Source organism: Streptomyces sp. 351MFTsu5.1 (assembly GCF_000383655.1).
Lineage (GTDB): Bacteria > Actinomycetota > Actinomycetes > Streptomycetales > Streptomycetaceae > Streptomyces > Streptomyces griseorubiginosus.
This window is the reverse complement of record NZ_KB911784.1, coordinates 295,510-309,565: the sequence shown is the minus strand read 5'-3', so window position 1 is coordinate 309,565 and position 14,056 is coordinate 295,510. Positions and strand designations below refer to the sequence as shown.

Annotated in this window: 10 protein-coding genes; 1 reads left to right on the top strand and 9 read right to left on the bottom strand. The window is 72.4% G+C overall.

The window, feature by feature from the left end:
• From ahcY to H295_RS0124215, 7 genes are all read right to left on the bottom strand, one after another.
• Positions 1-1,307: adenosylhomocysteinase (gene ahcY, locus H295_RS0124245; protein ID WP_020137950.1), on the bottom strand; the 1,307-nt coding region annotated here is incomplete at its 3' end.
• Positions 1,308-1,802: 495 nt separating this feature from the next.
• Positions 1,803-2,786 (bottom strand): cation diffusion facilitator family transporter, encoded by a 984-nt coding sequence (locus tag H295_RS0124240; protein WP_028809694.1) that lies wholly within the window; start codon positions 2,784-2,786, stop codon positions 1,803-1,805.
• A 131-nt stretch (positions 2,787-2,917) separates the two neighbouring features.
• On the bottom strand, positions 2,918-4,069 hold the full coding sequence (gene manA / locus H295_RS0124235; RefSeq protein WP_020137948.1) for a mannose-6-phosphate isomerase, class I: 1,152 nt from the start codon (positions 4,067-4,069) through the stop codon (positions 2,918-2,920).
• Between the two features lie 45 nt (positions 4,070-4,114).
• Positions 4,115-5,242 (bottom strand): SIS domain-containing protein, encoded by a 1,128-nt coding sequence (locus tag H295_RS0124230; RefSeq protein ID WP_020137947.1) that lies wholly within the window; start codon positions 5,240-5,242, stop codon positions 4,115-4,117.
• A gap of 228 nt (positions 5,243-5,470) precedes the next feature.
• The gene (locus tag H295_RS45640; RefSeq protein ID WP_007382472.1) at positions 5,471-5,641 is read right to left on the bottom strand and encodes a Trm112 family protein; all 171 of its coding nucleotides are present in this window, start codon (positions 5,639-5,641) and stop codon (positions 5,471-5,473) included.
• A gap of 285 nt (positions 5,642-5,926) precedes the next feature.
• The gene (locus H295_RS0124220) at positions 5,927-7,291 is read right to left on the bottom strand and encodes a phosphomannomutase/phosphoglucomutase (protein WP_020137946.1); all 1,365 of its coding nucleotides are present in this window, start codon (positions 7,289-7,291) and stop codon (positions 5,927-5,929) included.
• Between the two features lie 201 nt (positions 7,292-7,492).
• Positions 7,493-7,867 (bottom strand): DUF3499 domain-containing protein, encoded by a 375-nt coding sequence (locus H295_RS0124215; RefSeq protein ID WP_020137945.1) that lies wholly within the window; start codon positions 7,865-7,867, stop codon positions 7,493-7,495.
• Positions 7,868-8,222: 355 nt separating this feature from the next.
• On the opposite strand from H295_RS0124215, the gene H295_RS0124210 reads away from it, so the two are divergent.
• Entirely contained in the window at positions 8,223-8,672 is a 450-nt protein-coding gene (locus H295_RS0124210; protein ID WP_078616737.1) for a metallopeptidase family protein, read from the top strand.
• Positions 8,673-8,722: 50 nt separating this feature from the next.
• Here the strand turns inward: H295_RS0124210 and H295_RS0124205 are convergent, their stop codons facing one another.
• Both H295_RS0124205 and H295_RS0124200 read right to left on the bottom strand, forming a co-directional pair.
• Positions 8,723-10,228 (bottom strand): DUF5719 family protein, encoded by a 1,506-nt coding sequence (locus tag H295_RS0124205; RefSeq protein WP_020137943.1) that lies wholly within the window; start codon positions 10,226-10,228, stop codon positions 8,723-8,725.
• Entirely contained in the window at positions 10,225-13,905 is a 3,681-nt protein-coding gene (locus tag H295_RS0124200; RefSeq protein WP_106960925.1) for a glycosyltransferase family 2 protein, read from the bottom strand. Before H295_RS0124200 ends, H295_RS0124205 begins: the two co-directional genes overlap by 4 nt.
• Positions 13,906-14,056: the final 151 nt, after the last annotated feature.

The following is a 14,056-nucleotide window of genomic DNA, read 5'->3' as shown; positions in this document are numbered from 1 at the left end:
ACGTCGGTCGGGTACTCGGACGGCTTGGTGAACAACTCGATCTGGGCCAGGGTCTGGTCCGCGAACGAGTTGGACATCACGAACGACGGGTGCCCGGTCGCGTTGCCCAGGTTCAGCAGACGCCCCTCGGACAGCACGATGATCACCTTGCCGTCGGGGAACGTCCAGGTGTGGACCTGGGGCTTGACCTCGTCCTTGACGATGCCGGGGATCTTGGCGAGGCCGGCCATGTCGATCTCGTTGTCGAAGTGGCCGATGTTGCCCACGATCGCCTGGTGCTTCATCCTGGCCATGTCCGAGGCCATGATGATGTCCTTGTTGCCGGTCGTGGTGACGAAGATGTCGGCCTTGTCGACGACCTCGTCCAGCGTCGTGACCTGGTAGCCGTCCATCGCCGCCTGGAGCGCGCAGATCGGGTCGATCTCGGTGACGATGACCCGGGCGCCCTGCCCGCGCAGCGACTCCGCACAGCCCTTGCCCACGTCGCCGTAGCCGCACACAACCGCCGTCTTGCCGCCGATGAGGACGTCGGTGGCACGGTTGATGCCGTCGATCAGGGAGTGGCGGCAGCCGTACTTGTTGTCGAACTTCGACTTGGTCACCGCGTCGTTCACGTTGATCGCCGGGAACAGCAGAACCCCGTCGCGCTGCATCTCGTACAGGCGGTGGACGCCGGTCGTGGTCTCCTCGGTCACACCACGGATCTCCGAGGCGAGCTGGGTCCACTTCTGGGAGCCGTTGCTGATCGTGCGGTTCAGGAGCTCCAGGATGACCTGGTGCTCCTCGTTCTCGGCGGTGTCGACCGAGGGGACCTCGCCGGCCTTCTCGTACTCGACGCCCTTGTGGACCAGGAGGGTGGCGTCACCGCCGTCGTCCAGGATCATGTTCGGGCCGCCGGTGGGCGTGTTCGGCCAGGTCAGCGCCTGCTCCGTGCACCACCAGTACTCCTCCAGGGTCTCGCCCTTCCAGGCGAAGACCGGGACGCCCTGGGGGTTGTCCACCGTGCCGTTGGGGCCGACGGCGATGGCGGCGGCCGCGTGGTCCTGGGTGGAGAAGATGTTGCAGGACGCCCAGCGGACCTCGGCGCCGAGAGCGACCAGGGTCTCGATGAGCACCGCGGTCTGCACCGTCATGTGCAGGGAGCCGGTGACGCGGGCACCGGCAAGCGGCTGCGCCTCGGCATACTCCTTGCGAATCGCCATCAGACCGGGCATCTCGTGCTCGGCGAGGGTGATCTCCTTACGGCCGAACTCGGCCAGGGAGAGGTCGGCGACCTTGAAGTCCTGTCGGTTTTCGACAGTCGTCATTCGAGCTGCTCCTCGGGGTTGGGGCGAGGTGGGTACGGCTGGTCTGCGCGGCGGCGGACACAGGGGTGCCCGAAGAGGACACAGGCATGCCCGGTGCGCGCAGCGCAGTCCGTCGGAGGCCCTCTCTCCCTCGGTCGGTCCGCGGTGGGACCGCCCGACCGCCATCAGCAGCGACGTCTGGCTCCGTCCCAAGCTACACCGGTCGGGCGGGCGACCCCAGCCCGCCTCCGAACACATCAGGCCGATCCGGGGTGCGGCGAGGGAGGTCGTCGGGGTGTCGTCGGTCGTTTCGGGCAGGGTGCCCCGCAGTGGTGGCGACAGTCCTGCGAAGAGGGGAACAGATGGCAACGGGCCAGGTCATGCGAGCGCTTTTGGTTCTCGGGCGGCCTGGGCGAGCGTGCGGGAGTCGCAGAGATCAGCGCCCATCTGAGGCTGAAAATCTTCGGGCCCACCGAGGGAAATCGGTGGGCCCCGTCACCGTAAGGCCGCAGACCCTCAGTGGCCCGGAGTCGGGTGCTGGGCCGGGCCGCCGGGGGTCGCCTCGCGGTCGGCGCCCTTGGCGGCCTCCTTCTCGCTGTAGATGTCCGGTTCGAGGTAGATGACGCGGGCGATCGGGACGGCCTCGCGGATGCGGGCCTCGGCGGCGTTGATCGCGGAGGCGACCTCGGCGGCCGTGTCGTCGTGCTGGACGGCGATCTTCGCGGCGATGAGCAGTTCCTCGGGGCCGAGGTGGAGCGTGCGCATGTGGATGATGCCGGTGACGGTGTCGCCGTCGACGATCGCGGACTCGATCTTCTGGACCGCCTCGATGCCCGCGGACTCGCCGAGCAGCAGGGACTTGGTCTCGGCGGCGAGGACGAGGGCGATCAGGATGAGCAGGATGCCGATGCAGAGGGTGCCGATGCCGTCCCAGACGCCGTCGCCGGTGAGCAGGGCGAGGCCCACGCCGCCGAGGGCGAGGACCAGACCGACGAGCGCGCCGAAGTCCTCCAGGAGCACGACCGGGAGCTCGGGTGCCTTGGCGCGGCGGACGAACTCCTTCCAGGAGAGGTCGCCGCGCAGCGGGTTGGACTCCTTGATGGCGGTCCGGAAGGAGAAGCCCTCGGCGATGATCGCGAAGACGAGGACGCCGACCGGCCAGTACCAGTGCTCGATCTCGTGCGGGTGCTTGATCTTCTCGTAGCCCTCGTAGATGGCGAACATGCCGCCGACGGAGAAGAGCACGATGGAGACCAGGAAGGCGTAGATGTAGCGCTCGCGGCCGTAGCCGAAGGGGTGTTGCGGGGTGGCCTCGCGCTGGGCCTTCTTGCCGCCGAGGAGCAGCAGGAACTGGTTGCCGGAGTCGGCGAGCGAGTGCACGCCCTCGGCGAGCATCGAGGACGAGCCGCTGAACGCGAACGCCACGAACTTCGATGCCGCGATGGCGAGGTTGGCGCCTAGTGCCGCCACGATCGCCCTGGTTCCGCCTGACGCGCTCATCTGCTCGCGTTGTCCCTTCGCCTCAAGTGCCGCTACGCCGTCCAGGCCTTTGCCCGTCCTTTGCCGGTGGGCCATTCTTGCAGCCTCGCCCGGCACGGACGTCTCAGGTGTCCACAGCCCCAGTCATACCGTCACACGATCACGGTGGCGCGGAAGACCGTGCCCGTGCCGGACACCTCGGCCTTCTCGCCCGCCGGGACGAAGACCGACCGACCGGGGCGCAGTTCGTGTTCCCCGGCTCGCACGGAACCTGCCGTGCAGAGCAGGATCTGCGGGGTCGAACGGGTGAGGTCGTGGGGGGCGGCGCCCTCGGGAAGGACGTACCGGGACAACCGGAACTCGTCGATGGGGGTCTCGTAGACCTCTTCGCCGTCGGGGGACGCCTCGGGGCGGAGCACACCCGGGTCGGCGGCCTCGAAGCGGACGATGCGCAGGAGTTCGGGGACGTCGACGTGCTTGGGGGTCAGACCGCAGCGCAGGACGTTGTCGGAGTTGGCCATGATCTCGACGCCGAGGCCGTTCAGGTAGGCGTGCGGGATGCCGGCGCCGAGGAACAGGGCCTCGCCCGGCTGGAGCCGGACGTGGTTGAGCAGCATCGCGGCGATGACGCCCGGGTCGCCGGGGTAGTGGTGGTCGATGGCGGCGTAGGGGGCGTGGTCGCCGCCGAGGCGGGCGCAGGCGGCCGCGGCCTCGGTGACCGTGTGGGCCATCTCCTCGCGGTCGGCGGTGAGGATCGCGGTCAGGACCTCCCGCAGGGCCGCCTCCTCCGGGTGGGCGTGCAGAAGGTCGACGTACGGCTTGAGGGAGTCGACGCCCAGCGCCTCCAGCAGCTCGGCCGCGCGCGCGGGTTCGCGGAATCCGCACAGGCCGTCGAACTCGGTGAGGGCGCAGATCAGTTCGGGCTTGTGGTTGGCGTCCTTGTAGTTGCGGTGGCTCGCGTCCACGGGGATGCCCCGGCGCTCCTCGTCCTCGTAACCCTGTATCGCCTGGGTCAGGTCGGGGTGCACCTGGAGGGAGAGCGGGGCGCCCGCGGCGAGGATCTTGAGGAGGAAGGGCAGGCGGGGGCCGAACTTGGCGACGGCTGCCTCGCCCAGCTCGCGCGCGGGGTCCGCGTCGATGACCTCGACGAGCGTGCCCCGGTCGGTGCGCGAGGGCGCGCCGGGGTGGGCGCCCATCCACATCTCCGCCTGGGGTTCACCGGTCGGCTCCAGGCCGAGGAGTTCGGGGATGGCGGTGGTGGAACCCCAGGCGTAGGGCCGGATGGTGTTGTCGAGGCGGTCCATCGAACTCTTTCTGTACGTACGGCGGTCAGGGCGTCCTGGGCAACATCAGGCCCCCGAGGCGAGCGCCAGGTAAACGGCGGCGAAATCCGTGACGGCGATCAGTTCCGCGAGGGTCTCGATCTCGCCGCCGGCCTCCGGTTCCAGCTCGCTGATGGGGGTGTCGTGGCTCAGGGCCAGGTCGCGGGCGGACGGCGCGGCGCTGAGGCCGCCGATCGGACGGTCCCGCAGGAGCACCACGCGCGCGTGGAGCGCGGGAGGTTCCTCGACGCGGTCGCGGAAGAAGTCGTCGGGGTCGGCGCCGGCGGCCAGCGGTCCGGAGAGCAGCGTGCTGTGCGCGGCGAGGGCCTCGGGCAGTTCGGAGACCACGGCGGGGCGGCCGGCGAGTTCGGCGAGGGCGGCGGCGAAGCGGCGGCCCGCGGGGCCCGCGGAGGTGCCCTCGGTCCAGATGACCGGGAGGGAGTCGGCGAGTTCCGCCGCGAGGGTCTTGGCGGGGTTGCTGTAGGTCGCGATGGCGGGGCCGCAGCGCTCGGCGATGTGGTCGAGACGGTCGGCGATCTTCGCGAGGGCGTCGGGCGGGGCGGCGAGCAGGCCGGTGCGGTCGAGGATCGCGAGGAGCGGGGTGAGCAGGGCCCACAGGACGCCCGGGGCGGAGGCGGCGAGCGGTGTGTCCTGCTCGTACGGGGCCGTCGCCATGGGCACGAAGAGGCCGTGGGCGCCCTCGACCGCCTCGGTGAGGGGGGCGCGGGCGGGGGCCACGGCGACGACCGTGCAGCCGCGCCGGTAGGCCTGGTCGGCGAGGAGCGACAGGCCCGGTTCGGTGCCGTCCGGGGTGGCGATCAGGAGCAGGTCGACCGAGCCCGCCCAGCCGGGGAGTTCCCAGCGCAGGGCGCCCGCGGCGGGGGCGACGCCCGTCGGGGCGAGGCGGGTGACTGGGCTGCCGGAGCCGGCGAGGGTGCCGAGGAGGTCGGCGACGTGGGTGGCCGCGGCGCCGGGGCCGGCGATGAGGACCGCGCGCGGGCGGCCGTCGGGCTTGAGGTCGTTCACCCCTGCCTCGGCGGCGTGCCGGGCGGCGGTGCGGACGCGGGCGCCTGCCTCGGCGGCGCCGCGGAGCAGGCCTCGGCGGTCGGCCTCCGAGAGGGCCTCGGGGGTGTCTAGCAGCGATTCGTCGAGCATGGGGCGGCAGCCTCCGATCGCCGGGTCTCCGGTCTCCGGGACGCCGGGTGGTCGCTTCGCCGGGTCCTGGGGAGCCGGGGCGTTCGCGGGTCCGGGACACCGGTGGTCGCTGTGTCGTTGTCGCTTGCGGCGGTGGGTGCGCTGGGTGTCCTACGGCGGTGAGGGTGCCGTGTCGCCTACGGCTGTGCGCGTGCCGTGTCTCCTGCGGTGACCGCCCGCGCGGAGCACCTACGCGGGGCGGCGGGCCTCGTCGACGAGGAGGACGGGGATGCCGTCGCGGACCGGGTATGCGAGGCCGCAGTCCTGGCCGGTGCAGATCAGCTCGGTGTCCTGCTCCTTGAGGGGGGCGTGGCAGGCCGGGCAGGCGAGGATCTCCAGGAGGCCGGCTTCGAGCGGCATGGGGGTTCCCTTCGGGGGCGGGTACGGCTGCTTGTGCGGATGTGCCTGGTCAGGGTACCGCCGGGGGGAGGGAGGTGCCGGGGGTTGGGTGAGGTCGGTGCGGGGGGGTGCTGCGGGTTTTTTCGCCCCCGCCGCCCCTACCCGTCCCATCCTCCAGGGGCGCTGCCCCTTCGACCCCGGCCCCTCCCGGGGGCTCCGCCCCCGGACCCCCGCTCCTCAAACGCCGGAGGGGCTGGGTTTCAGGCGCCGGAGGGGCTGGATTGCAGGCGCTGGAGGGGGCTGGATTCACGCTCTGATGATCGCCAGCACCTCGTCCCGCACCTTCGCCATCGTGGCCTCGTCCCTCGCCTCCGCGTTCAGGCGGAGCAGGGGTTCCGTGTTGGAGGGGCGGACGTTGAACCACCAGTCGGCGGTCGCGACGGTGAGGCCGTCGAGTTCGTCGAGCCGGACGCCCTCCTGGTTCTCGTAGGCCGCCCTGACGGCCTCGAGGCGGCCCGCCTGGTCGGCGACCGTGGAGTTGATCTCTCCGGAGCCGGTATAGCGGTCGTACTGGGCCACCAGGGACGACAGGGGGCCGTCCTGGCCGCCGAGCGCCGCGAGGACGTGCAGGGCCGCCAGCATGCCGGTGTCGGCATTCCAGAAGTCCTTGAAGTAGTAGTGCGCGGAGTGCTCACCGCCGAAGATCGCGCCGGAACGCGCCATCTCGGCCTTGATGAAGGAGTGGCCCACGCGGGTGCGTACCGGGGTGCCGCCGTGCTCCTCGACGACCTCGGGGACGGACCAGGACGTGATCAGGTTGTGGATGATCACGCCCTTGCCGCCGTTCCTGGCCAGTTCGCGTGCGGCGACCAGGGCGGTGATCGCGGACGGGGAGACGGGGTTTCCGCGCTCGTCGACGACGAAGCAGCGGTCGGCGTCGCCGTCGAAGGCGATGCCGAGGTCGGCGCCCTCCTCGCGGACCCGCTTCTGGAGGTCGACGATGTTGGCCGGGTCGAGGGGGTTGGCCTCGTGGTTGGGGAAGGTGCCGTCCAGCTCGAAGTACATCGGGACGACGTCCAGGGGCAGGCCCGCGAAGACGGTCGGGACGGTGTGGCCGCCCATGCCGTTGCCCGCGTCCACGACGACCTTGAGGGGGCGGACGGCGGTCAGGTCGACGAGCGAGCGGAGGTGTGCCGCGTAGTCCTCCAGCGTCTCCCGCGCGGTGATGGTGCCCGCCGAGGCGGTCGGCTCGGGGGCGCCCTCCTCGCTCCAGCGCTCGACGAGTGCGCGGATCTCGGCGAGGCCGGTGTCCTGGCCGACCGGGGCCGCGCCGGCACGGCACATCTTGATGCCGTTGTACTGCGCGGGGTTGTGGGAGGCCGTGAACATGGCGCCCGGCAGGTTCAGTGCGCCGGAGGCGTAGTACAGCTGGTCGGTCGAGCACAGGCCGATCTCGGTGACGTCGGCGCCGCGGGCGGCCGCTCCGCGCGCGAAGGCCCGCGACAGGCCCGGGGAGGACGGCCGCATGTCGTGGCCGGTCACGAGGGCGGTCGCGGCGGTCACCTGGACGAAGGCGGCACCGAAGAGCTCGGCAAGCGTCTCGTCCCACTGGTCCGGGACGACACCGCGCACGTCGTACGCCTTAACGAGCTGTGACAGATCAGCGGCCACGGCCAACCTTCCTGGAAGTTGTGTCGGTCGGCACAAACTACCCGTAGCCACTGACAGTGGGCTGTGTGGGACCTCACTGGTACTCCCGACCGTGACCTCGGACGACGCCTTCCGGACAAGGGCCGGACCAACGTCGTGACGGTGTCCGTGAGTTGTGCGGCGCGGCGATCCGGGCGCGCATGATCACGCGCGGAGCGAAGGTCAGTTGTCCGGCGAGCGCAGAATCCGCAGATGGCCGCGGCGCGCGACCTCCATCGGGTCGGCCCGGCGGGCCCCGCCGCCCGCCTCGGCGGCGCGCTCCTGGGGACGGGCCGCCTCACGCACGGCGTTGGCGAGCGCTTCCAGGTCGTCGCCGCTGGGCCGGGCCGGGGCCGAGCCGTCGAGGAGTCGGACGACCTCCCAGCCGCGCGGGGCGGTGAGGCGCTCGGAGTGCTCGGCGCACAGGTCGTAGCAGTGGGGTTCGGCGTAGGTGGCGAGCGGGCCGAGGACCGCGGTCGAGTCGGCGTAGACGTACGTCAGCGTCGCGACGGCGGGACGGCCGCAAGCGGTGCGCGAACAGCGACGTACAGGGCTCACAGCGTTGGACGGTACCGCACTCTTGAGCGGGCCGCGACGACTCTCCCCCAGGTCACTCCACCGTGTCGTGTTGTGAAACGCCCCACAGGCCACACCGCTCACACCGCGATGACCTGCACGGACACCCGTTTTCGAGGGGCCGAACACACCTTGCTCCGGTCACTAGTTGGCACAAACCATGTCAATTGCCTTGAGATCGACGGTCTCGGAGAGATACGGAATCGAGCCCAACCTTGGCTTGAATGGTCAACTGGCGACAGGCCGTACGAGACGCCCGTACGTCGTTTCGGACAGTGTCCGGGTGCCGCGTGGGGGTCGGACGCGGGGGTGCGGCGAGGATTACCCTTCACCAGTGATGGACAACCCCGTACCGCCCCGCGCCACCGGCCCCGGGCCCCGCCGCCGTGATCGCCACGGACGCGGCATGCGCGGTCCGATCGCCCCGCCTCAGGTGCCGCTCGCCGCCAGTCGTGCCGACGTGTTCGCGGACCTGGTGCAGGACTCCGTGGAGCGTCTGGAGCGGCGGTGGCCGCAGCTCGCCGAGATCGACTTCCTGGTCCTGGAGGTGCCCCGGCTGGACGGTCCCGGGCAGGCCTGGAACGACGAGGCGGTGCCGCTGGGCGGCACGATCCCGGCGCGCGAGGGACGCCCCGCGCGCGTGGTCGTCTACCGGCGTCCGGTGGAGATCCGCACCAAGGGGCGGGACGAGCGGGCGGCGCTGGTGCACGAGGTGGTCGTGGAGCAGGTGGCCGAGCTGCTGGGGCTCACTCCGGAGACCGTGGATCCGCGCTACGGCGAGGACTGAACGCGCGCGGTCCGCCGCCGCACCTTCTCCGACCCGCGCGCGGCCCACCGCTACTTCTGGAGCACCGACAGGTCCTCGTCCGCCTCCGGTACGGCCACCAGGCCCCGGTCGTCCGGGAGGGTCTGGATCGTGAAGCCGGGGACGCCGTCCTCCGTGGCCGCCAGGGTGCGGGCGCCGTAGACCGGGCCTCCCGAGACGTGCTCCACCGTGAGGGCGAAGGTGCCCTTGAGGCCGGCCGGGGTGGGCGCCTCGACGTTCTGCGTGGTGCCCGCCTTGATCGTGAACGTCTTCGAGACGGCCTCGCCGCCCTCGCTGCCCGCCGAGGCGGTGACCTTGACCGTGGCGGTCCCGGTGGGGGCGGTCAGGGAGAGGGTGCTGCCCTTGGCGCTGTTGTCGGCGACGGTCGCGCGCGTGCCGACCGGACGCGTGGCCGGGATGAACGCCGTCTCCTGGTCGGCGCCCTTGCCGCGGACGACCCGCAGCGCGGCGACCACCGGCACGGAGGCGTCGGTGGGGGTCAGGACCAGCGAACCGGCCTCCCCGCGCGTGACGTCACCGAGGTCGACGGCCGTCGTCATGCCGCCCTTCACGTGCAGCGTCTCGTTGCCCGCCGGGGTGATCAGACCGGACGGCGAGGCGAGCCGCACCTTCAGGTCGGCGTCGGAGTCGCTGGGCGTGTAGGCGATCAGGCGCACGGCGGTGGCGTCCTTCGGGATGCCGGGCAGCACCAGGCTGCCGGACGGGTCCGTGGACGCGGCCAGCCAGTCGCCGCCGAGCTTGTCGTCCAGGGCCTGCACGGCCGCGCCGACGCGTCCGCTGCGGACGTTCACATGGACCGTGAGGTCCTCCTGCTTCTCCTCGGTGAGCGTGGACAGCAGGATCGGGTCGCTGGAGTGCGGCGCGACGGTGATGCCCTCGCCCAGGCTGGAGTCCAGGGCGCCGTCCTTGCCGTAGAGCTCGATGTCGACGACGGCGGCGGAGTCGTCGGGGTTGGTCAGGTGCACGTAGTCGGTGCGGTCGGCGGCCGTGCTGGCGCCCGGGAACCAGAACTCGGTGTCGGGAGCCGAGCAGTTGACGCCCTGGAGTCCGCGTCCGGCGCCCGCGGCGACCTCGGTGGTCTCCTGGACGGTCCAGCCGGGCGCGAACTTCCCCTCGGCGGTGCCGACCAGTGCGGGCGCGTCGCCGCCGGAGGTGTCACCGGTGACGGGCGTGCCGGGCTCCTTGGGAGTGAGGACCGGCTTGACGGGCTTCTTCTTGCCCTTGCTCTTGCTCTTGCCCTTGTTCTTGCTCAGGTCGTCCGATTCCTCGGCGGCCGCCTTGAGTTCGGCCTTGCCGTCATTTCCCGTGTTCTTGGTGACGGGCGTGAACGAGGTGTACGACGTCTCCGCGACCTCGGAGGTGCTGGGCTCCGGGCAGAGCAGGCTGGTGCGCTCCACGGGCAGCTCGGCGGCCGTCCCGGCGGTGGTGGCGGCCTGCGGTGAGCTGAGCGTGGCGAACCCGGTGACGGCGGCGAGCGCGGCGGTGCCGGCGAGGAGGGACAGGGTGGTGCGGTTCACTGCTGACTCCCGTCGGGGCGCTCACTGCCATGGGCGCCCGGGTGCTGCTGTGCCGGGTCGTACGCCGGGTCGTAGCCCTGCTCGTACTGCTGTTGGTCGTACTGGCCGCCGTAGCCCTGGTCGTACGGCGCCTGCTGGGGCTGCTGCCCGCCGTAGGCGTACGGGTCGTACTGGCCGCCCTGGTAGGGGTCCGCCTGGTAGGGCTGCTGGTCGTAGCCGCCCGCCTGGTACTGCTGGGCGGTGCCCTGGTACTGGTCGGCGGCGTAGGGGTCGTACTCGGCGTTCGCGTAGCTCGGGGTGTCCCAGTCGCCGTAGGACTGCTGCTGCGGGACGGCGGCCGGAGCCTGCTGCGGGGGCGGCGGGAAGGCCTCGTTTCCGGGGCTCTCCTCGGACTCGGCCTCGGCTTCGGCCTGGGCGCGCAGGCGGCGGGCGCGGCGGCCCTCGCCCGCGACGGCCTCGGCCGGGACCGAGGGCTCCTCGGGGAGGTCGTCGTCGACGTCACGGCGGCGGCCCGGCAGGGCCATCACCACGAGGACGACGGCGAGCGCGCCCTGGATCCACAGCCACAGGGTGTGGGTGAAGGGGGCGTCGTAGGTGACGTCCAGTCTGCCGCCGGAGGCGGGGAGTTCGAAGCCCTGGGCCCAGCCGTCGACGGTGGTCGGGGTGAGCGGTTCGCCGTCCAGGGTGGCCGTCCAGCCCTCGGCGGCGGTGTCGGCCAGGCGCAGGATCCGGCCGTCGGCGCCGGACGGGATCGTGGTGTGGATGTCGACGGGTCCGGCCGCCACCGGCAGCGCGGTGCCCGAGCCGGACTTGGCGGCGATGGTCGCGCGCGCGACCTCCTGGTCGACCCGCCACAGGCCGCTGCCGTCCTGCTGGCTGAGCCGGCTCAGACCGGGTGTGGCGTCCAGCACGCGCGTGACCTCGCGGGGCGCGCCCTTGTGGACGAGGACGTAGCGCACGGCGAAGCCGCCGAGCTGGTTCGCCTGGTCGGCGCCGGAGCCGGCGACGAGGTTGGCGACGACCTTGTCGAGGGTGCTGTTCTCGCCGTCGGCCGCGGCGAGTTCGGCGTCGCCGAGGCGGGCGCCGGAGCCGCGCACCAGCATGTAGCCGACGTGGGCGGCGGAGTCGCTGTCGAGGACGAGGGTGCGAGCCTGGTCGCGGGTGCCGCTCTCCTCGGCGACGAACGCGGGCACCTGGGTGGGGTCTCGGCGCTCCAGCGGTCCGTCGGCGCCGCCGATCATCCAGCCGGCGGCGACCAGCAGCGGGCCCGCGGCGGACGCGAAGGCGATGAGGGCGGCGACGGGCTGGCGCCAGCCGAAGCTCTGCTCGGCCACGCGCGAGCGTGCCCCGTCGGCGCCGAGCGCGGCGGCGGCCAGCAGGGCGAGGCCGTAGACGAGGGTGGCGGGGCCGGCCCAGGTCGAGTCGTTGGACAGGACCGCGAAGACGAGGCCGACCAGGGCCACCGCCCAGGCCGTCCAGATGCCGAACTGCCGCTCGGAGCGCAGCAGGGCGGCGAGCGCGGCCAGCACGATGCCGATGAGCATCAGCCCGTCGACGGTGCCGGGGCCGCCGGGGCTCGCGCCGAGCAGGTCGAGGGCGGAGGCGGCCGAGGAGCCGTACGGAAGGCCCGCCTGCTGGAAGAAGCCGAACGGGAGCAGCGTCAGCGACCAGGGCGCGAGGACCAGCAGGGGGACGCCGAACTGGGCGAGGAAGCGCAGTCCGTAGGCGGTGATGTCGGTGCGGCGCACGACCAGCAGGCCGAGGCCGAGGAGCAGCGCGATCGGCCAGATGATCGGGGTGAACGCGGTGGTGACGGTGAGCAGCAGCGCGAAGGCCCAGGTGGCGCGCCAACTGCCGCGCGCCCCGGTGCTGTTGGTGAGGCCGGCGGCCGCGACGCCCGCGCGCGCGAGGAGCGGCAGCAGGACGGCGAGGACGGAGGTGCCGACGCGGCCGCCGGCGAGGGCGCCGGTGGCGGCGGGCAGGAAGGCGTAGACGACGGCCGCCCACGCGCGCAGCAGGCGGGACTCGACGAGCGGACGGGAGGCGAAGTACGCCGTGAATCCGGCCAGCGGCACCGAGCAGACCAGCAGGACCGTCAGCGCGAGGCCGGTCGAGCCGAACAGCACGGAGGACAGCGCGGCGATGACCGCCAGGTAGGGCGGCGCGGACGGGGTGCCGCCGGCGCCGACCGCATGCCACGCGTCCGTGTAGCGCGACCACAGCTCGCTCGCGTCGGCCGGGGCGGGCAGCAGGGCGCCGCCCGCGAGCGCGCCGCCGCTCAGGAGGTTGCGGCAGGCGACGAGGGCGACCAGCAGCAGTCCCAGGAAGAGCATCGGGCCGGGGTTGCGGGCGATGCGCTTGAGGCGGGCGAACTGCTCGATCTCGAGGAAGTCCGCGTCGTCGCCGCCGGGCCCGGACTCGATGCCGCCGCCGTGCCGGCCGGCGGTGGGGGCGTCGGCGTCGGAGCCGCCGAAGAAGTTCCCGGCGACCTGTTCCACGGTGGCCCGCACGGTCGCGCCGGGGGGCGGGAACAGCTGCCTGAGTTCGTCCTTGTCGACGACCGGCTTGCCGCGCCTGCCGCGTCCGGCGATGATCCGCTCGGGCCGCAGCAGGGTGCCGAGCAGACCCCGGATCTCGTCGACGGCCTGTCCGGGGACCTTGCCGACGAGGTAGGCGACGGTCCGCAGCAGGGTGCCCAGGACCAGGCGCACCAGCACCCAGGGCAGCATGGCCGTACGGGTGTTGACGAGCAGGGTGTAGGCGGCGCCGGCCTTGTCGACCTTGTGCGGGGAGGCGGTGGTACGGCCCGCGCAGTCGACGGTGCGGCGCTCGCGGGAGGCCGCCTCGGCATGGCGTACGACGGCCTCGGGGGCGATGAGGACACGGTGTCCGGCGGCCTGGGCGCGCCAGCACAGGTCGACGTCGTCGCGCATGAGGGGCAGTTGCCGGTCGAAGCCGCCGAGCTGTTCGTAGAGGTCGCGGCGGATGAGCATGCCGGCGGTGGACACCGACAGCACGGGCCGGACGTGGTCGTGCTGGCCCTGGTCCTGTTCGCGGCGGTCCAGGCCGGTCCAGCGACGGCCGGAGTGGGCGATGGAGACGCCGACCTCAAGGAGCTGCCGCTTGTCGTACCAGCCGCGGAGCTTGGGGCCCACGACGGCGACGTCGTCCCGGCCGAGTTCCAGTTCGTTGTCCACGACGCGCAGCAGTTGGGCCAGGGCGTCGGGTTCGGGGGCGCAGTCGTCGTGCAGCAGCCACAGCCACTGGACCGGTTCGCCGTGCGGCAGTTCCGGCATGTCGTAGGCGTCGTCGCGCCATGTGCGCGTGACCGGGTCCCAGCCGCTGGGCCGCTTCAGGTACGGCAGCTCCTCCGGGGTGAGGAGCGGAGCGGTGCGGTGCGCCTCCTCGACGGCCTGGCCGAAGCCGGTGCGCCGGGCGAGGTGCAGGACCCGGTCGGCGCCGAGGGCGTCGGTGACCAGCTGGGCGGAGTCGTCCGCGCTGCCGGTGTCGGCGGCCACGGCGAACTGCACGGGGCGCTCCTGGCCGAGCAGCCCGGCGAGCGCGTCGGGCAGCCAGCGGGCGCCGTCGTGGGAGACGAGCACCGCGGTCACCACATGGCGCGGGAACTCAGGAGTGGCAGCGTGGTCTTGGGCTGCCGTGTGGCTGTGCACGGACATCGAGGTACGGGCCCCGGTTCGCTGGACTGCGGTGGACGCCTGCGCTCTGGAGGGGGCGGTGAGGCGTCTCGGACGAGCGCCCACACTATCGGCTGGGCAGGACGACGGCCCGCCCCCTGTGGATAACCCACGGGCGACGGGCCGTTCGGTT

What these genes read in the sequence shown, in the direction of transcription:
- manA (WP_020137948.1), bottom strand. Translation starts at nt 4,069, where the DNA reads ATGGACCGCCTCGACAACACCATCCGGCCCTACGCCTGGGGTTCCACC.
- H295_RS0124200 (WP_106960925.1), bottom strand. Translation starts at nt 13,905, where the DNA reads ATGTCCGTGCACAGCCACACGGCAGCCCAAGACCACGCTGCCACTCCT.
- H295_RS45640 (WP_007382472.1), bottom strand. Translation starts at nt 5,641, where the DNA reads ATGCCGCTCGAAGCCGGCCTCCTGGAGATCCTCGCCTGCCCGGCCTGC.
- H295_RS0124210 (WP_078616737.1), top strand. Translation starts at nt 8,223, where the DNA reads ATGGACAACCCCGTACCGCCCCGCGCCACCGGCCCCGGGCCCCGCCGC.
- H295_RS0124240 (WP_028809694.1), bottom strand. Translation starts at nt 2,786, where the DNA reads ATGAGCGCGTCAGGCGGAACCAGGGCGATCGTGGCGGCACTAGGCGCC.
- H295_RS0124230 (WP_020137947.1), bottom strand. Translation starts at nt 5,242, where the DNA reads ATGCTCGACGAATCGCTGCTAGACACCCCCGAGGCCCTCTCGGAGGCC.